This is a genomic window from Aeromicrobium sp. (assembly GCF_050700635.1).
Lineage (GTDB): Bacteria > Actinomycetota > Actinomycetes > Propionibacteriales > Nocardioidaceae > Aeromicrobium.
This window is the reverse complement of record NZ_JBOHDT010000006.1, coordinates 1-3,530: the sequence shown is the minus strand read 5'-3', so window position 1 is coordinate 3,530 and position 3,530 is coordinate 1. Positions and strand designations below refer to the sequence as shown.

Below are 3,530 nucleotides of genomic sequence, written 5' to 3'. Positions count from 1 at the left end.
TCGCCGGCGACCTCATCTACCCGAACGGCGACTCGGCATTGACTCAGCAATCGGTGATCGACCCCTACAAACCGGTGCTCGAGGACGCGACCCTCGTACCCGCCCTCGGCAATCACGACGTCGAGAGCGGTGAGGGGATGGACATCATGAAGCGGCTGGGCCGTGACTCGGCGTGGTACGTCGAGAAGATCGGACCGGTGCGGATCGTCGTTCTCGACTCCAACCGCATCGGTAACCCCCAGCAGAAGGCGTGGCTTCGCAAGGTACTCGCCGAGAAGCAACCGGCCGAGACCTGGACGATGGTCGTCCTGCACCACGCGCCCTACTCGGCCGGCGAACACGGGTCCGACCGGAACGCCCAGCGACAGTGGGTGCCGCTGTTCGAGCAGGCCGACGTCCCTCTTGTCCTCGCCGGCCACGACCACGACTACCAGCGTTCGAAGGAGCTGGACGGCATCACGTACATCGTCTCCGGCGGGGGAGCCAAACTGCGTGAGGCCGGCCGGGCGAACTTCACCGCCGTGAGCGCATCGGTGCTGCACTACACCGATCTGCTCGTCTACGAGGACCGGATCGAGGGTCGCGCGATCGCCCACGACGGAAAGACCTTCGACGAGTTCACCATCGAGCGCTGACTCGCCTGACCACCGATTATGCGGTTCGGGTGGCGATTGGGGCCGGGGAAGCGCACTCTGAAGATAACGATCCTTTGGATCGCGGCCGCTATCTCGGGCCTCCGGCGCAATCGCGTCGCTGGAATCACTCCCACCACAGGAGGCCGAGGCCGATGAAACGCACAATCACCGCAATATTCGCAGTACTCGCCCTGACGTTCGGCGCGCAAGGTGCCTATGCGGCGCCGAACGATCCCGGTGACACCCCGGGCAAGTCGCCGTACCACAAGACGCACGGTGACCAGAGCTCACATGCCAAGCCCGGCAAGGGTGGCGGCAAGGGCCTGGGCCACTGCAAGCACCATCCCGGTGGTTGCAACGGGTCGAATGGCCCGGGTGACAACGGCGACGGCGACGACAACGGCAACGGCGACGACGAGAACGGCGACAGCTCGCCTGCGCTCGCCAGCACCGGCGCCTGATTGATCAGAGTCGTCCTGCTCCATGCATGTCATGGAGCGGGGCGACTCTGTGCTTCACCTAGCCGCGGTCACCGGGATTCGGCGTGGCCGGCGAGTCGTCGGCACCTCTTGGTGCTGCCTCACGCGCGGTTGCCGCGTCTCGTTGTAGCTTCTGCTCGGCGGACACGCTCCGGAGCGAGTCGACCTCGCGTCGAATGAACCCGAACAGCCACCGGAGGATCGCCGGTCGGAGCATGAGCAGGATCGCCATCCCGATCCCGTAGACCCATGTCGGCATGAGGTTTACGTCGGCTAGCGGTCGTCGTCGAAGTCGGCCTCGCGGCGGCGATGGATGTCCAGGTCGCCGTCGCGCCCGAATTCCCTGTCGCCCGGTGACGTGTCGTCGCCTGTGGCGATTGGATTGACGGGCCCGCGTTCGGATGCCCTGCGCGCATAGGCGACAAGCGCGAGCACGACGAGCACAAGGAAGAGGCCGGCGAAAAGCAGGAGCCATTGGACTTCGGACATGATTCCTCCCAATCCCCGAGCGGGTCGGCCCCACGGTATCGCGCTCGAATGGGGAGATGGAAAAACCCCTGAAATCACAGGGGTTCTCTGGTGGGCGATACTGGGTTTGAACCAGTGACCTCTTCCGTGTCAGGGAAGCGCGCTACCGCTGCGCCAATCGCCCGTGCTGTAGCTGTTCAGTTGTCGGTGTTGAGGTGGGTACGGGATTTGAACCCGTGTAAACGGATTTGCAGTCCGTTGCCTCGCCTCTCGGCCAACCCACCGCTGGATGGGTCTGCACCCTCCGAGCGGACGACGGGATTCGAACCCGCGACCCTCACCTTGGCAAGGTGATGCTCTACCACTGAGCCACGTCCGCGTTGCCTCAACTGCATTACTCAACTGGGGCGACACGAAACCTTAGCCGATTCGCGCGAGCGAACCCAAACCGGGGCGAGCGCTCCCGAGGGGTACCGTGGCGACATGTTGGCATGGCTTGACGGACAGCTGTTGGAATCGCCGGAACAACCCGCGATCGGGGTGCTCGACCACGGCATCATCGTCGGTGACGGGGTGTTCGAGACGATCAAGATCGAGGACGGATCGCCGTTCGCGCTGACACGGCATCTCGACCGCATGGTGCGCTCCGCGGAGGGTCTCGGCATCGGCAAGCCGGACGTCAGCGCGATCCGCGAGGGTGTCGCCGCGACGATGGAAGGACAGGAGCTGCCGTTCGGGCGCATCCGCGTCACGGTGACGTCCGGCCCGGGGCCGCTGGGTTCGCCGCGCGGCGACCATGGCCTCACCTCGGTGGTCATCACCGAGCCGTGCGAACGCCCGCCGTCGGTCAGCTCGATCGTCACCGTGCCGTGGCCGCGCAACGACCGCGGAGCACTCTCCGGACTGAAGACCACGTCGTACGCCGAGAACGCAAAGATGGTCGAGGTCGCCATGGCGAAGGGTGCGTCCGAGGCGGTCATGCCGAACACCGCAGGCCTCCTCTGCGAGGGCACCGGCTCGAACATCATGTACGTCGTCGGCGACCAGCTGATCACGCCGACGCTCGACTCAGGCTGCCTCGCGGGCGTCACCCGGGCGCTGGTCCTCGAGTGGTGCGCCAGCGAGCTCGACGTCGTCGAGAAGGACGCCCCGATTGAGGTCTTGCGCGGCGCGGACGAGGTCATCCTCGTGGGCACCACACGGGATGTTCAGGGCATCGAGAAGGTCGACGACCGGGAGGTCGCGGCGCCCGGGCCGGTCACCCAACGGGCTCAGGAGATCTGGGTGCGCGAGTCCGCCAAGAACGTCGATCCGTAACCTGGGACTATCGAAAATTCCCTGAATCCACAGGGTTTTACACTGGTCTACGAACGTCTGTTCGACTAGGCTGGAGGCATGGATTCGGGGGTCACGATCGGCCGGTTGCGCGATGCCGCGCGGGCGCTGTCGTCCTTCGATGATCGGGCTGCGCTGAAGGCGATCCAAGCCGCGCACGACGCGTTGGACGCGGCGAAAGCAGAGCGACTCGCCGCGTTGGAGATGTCCAAGGAGTTCGAGCTCGACGGCGCGTCCACGATCACCACCTGGGCACGCAACGAGCTCCGGTTGGACGCCCGGGAGACCAAGAAGCTCGTCGCCGCGGCGGCCACGACCCGAGACCTGCCGCAGGTGGGCAAGGCAGCGGCGTCGGGTCGGGTCCGTCTCGATCACGTAGCCGTCTTCACCTACGGGTTGAAGCACATCGGCACCGACATCGTTCGCGAGTCGCAGGACTGGCTGCTGGAGGTGGCGACCACCCACGAGCCGGGGCAGCTGCGGCAGGTGATGAAAGACCTGCGCGAGGCCGTCTACCCGGACTCGCTCGACGAGGCGTGGGCGGCAGGGATGGACCGGCAGGACTTCCAGGTCAACGCCGTTCCCGACGGCTGGCACGTCAACGGGTTCCTCA

6 protein-coding genes and 3 tRNA genes are annotated in these 3,530 nt (G+C 65.7%); 4 read left to right on the top strand and 5 right to left on the bottom strand.

All coding sequences use genetic code 11. From position 1 onward, the window contains the following. On the top strand, positions 1-635 hold a 635-nt coding region (locus ACRDPN_RS00595), incomplete at its 5' end, for a metallophosphoesterase family protein (protein WP_431445377.1). Positions 636-787: 152 nt separating this feature from the next. After that, positions 788-1,096, top strand: a complete 309-nt coding sequence (locus ACRDPN_RS00590) for a hypothetical protein (protein ID WP_431445376.1) — start codon at positions 788-790, stop codon at positions 1,094-1,096. A gap of 58 nt (positions 1,097-1,154) precedes the next feature. Here the strand turns inward: ACRDPN_RS00590 and ACRDPN_RS00585 are convergent, their stop codons facing one another. The 5 genes from ACRDPN_RS00585 to ACRDPN_RS00565 form a co-directional block, all read right to left on the bottom strand. Continuing rightward, on the bottom strand, positions 1,155-1,373 hold the full coding sequence (locus tag ACRDPN_RS00585) for a hypothetical protein (RefSeq protein WP_431445375.1): 219 nt from the start codon (positions 1,371-1,373) through the stop codon (positions 1,155-1,157). Between the two features lie 14 nt (positions 1,374-1,387). After that, positions 1,388-1,603, bottom strand: coding sequence for a hypothetical protein (locus ACRDPN_RS00580; RefSeq protein ID WP_431445374.1), 216 nt, complete (start codon positions 1,601-1,603; stop codon positions 1,388-1,390). A gap of 88 nt (positions 1,604-1,691) precedes the next feature. Continuing rightward, positions 1,692-1,766, bottom strand: a tRNA-Val gene (locus tag ACRDPN_RS00575). 29 nt (positions 1,767-1,795) lie between these two features. Continuing rightward, a tRNA-Cys gene (locus tag ACRDPN_RS00570) sits at positions 1,796-1,866 on the bottom strand. Between the two features lie 23 nt (positions 1,867-1,889). Continuing rightward, positions 1,890-1,961 (bottom strand) — tRNA-Gly (locus tag ACRDPN_RS00565). Positions 1,962-2,065: 104 nt separating this feature from the next. Between ACRDPN_RS00565 and ACRDPN_RS00560 the strand changes: the two genes are divergently transcribed. Further along, positions 2,066-2,899 carry an aminotransferase class IV gene (locus tag ACRDPN_RS00560; RefSeq protein WP_431445373.1) on the top strand — a complete coding sequence of 278 codons (834 nt, stop codon included), beginning with the start codon at positions 2,066-2,068 and terminating at the stop codon, positions 2,897-2,899. 78 nt (positions 2,900-2,977) lie between these two features. Further along, a partial coding sequence (locus ACRDPN_RS00555; protein WP_431445372.1) for a DUF222 domain-containing protein occupies positions 2,978-3,530 on the top strand: 553 nt, incomplete at its 3' end.

Excerpts from the sequence above, each read along its gene's own strand:
- ACRDPN_RS00585 (WP_431445375.1), bottom strand. The coding sequence starts at position 1,373 with ATGCCGACATGGGTCTACGGGATCGGGATGGCGATCCTGCTCATGCTC.
- ACRDPN_RS00590 (WP_431445376.1), top strand. The coding sequence starts at position 788 with ATGAAACGCACAATCACCGCAATATTCGCAGTACTCGCCCTGACGTTC.
- ACRDPN_RS00560 (WP_431445373.1), top strand. The coding sequence starts at position 2,066 with ATGTTGGCATGGCTTGACGGACAGCTGTTGGAATCGCCGGAACAACCC.
- ACRDPN_RS00580 (WP_431445374.1), bottom strand. The coding sequence starts at position 1,603 with ATGTCCGAAGTCCAATGGCTCCTGCTTTTCGCCGGCCTCTTCCTTGTG.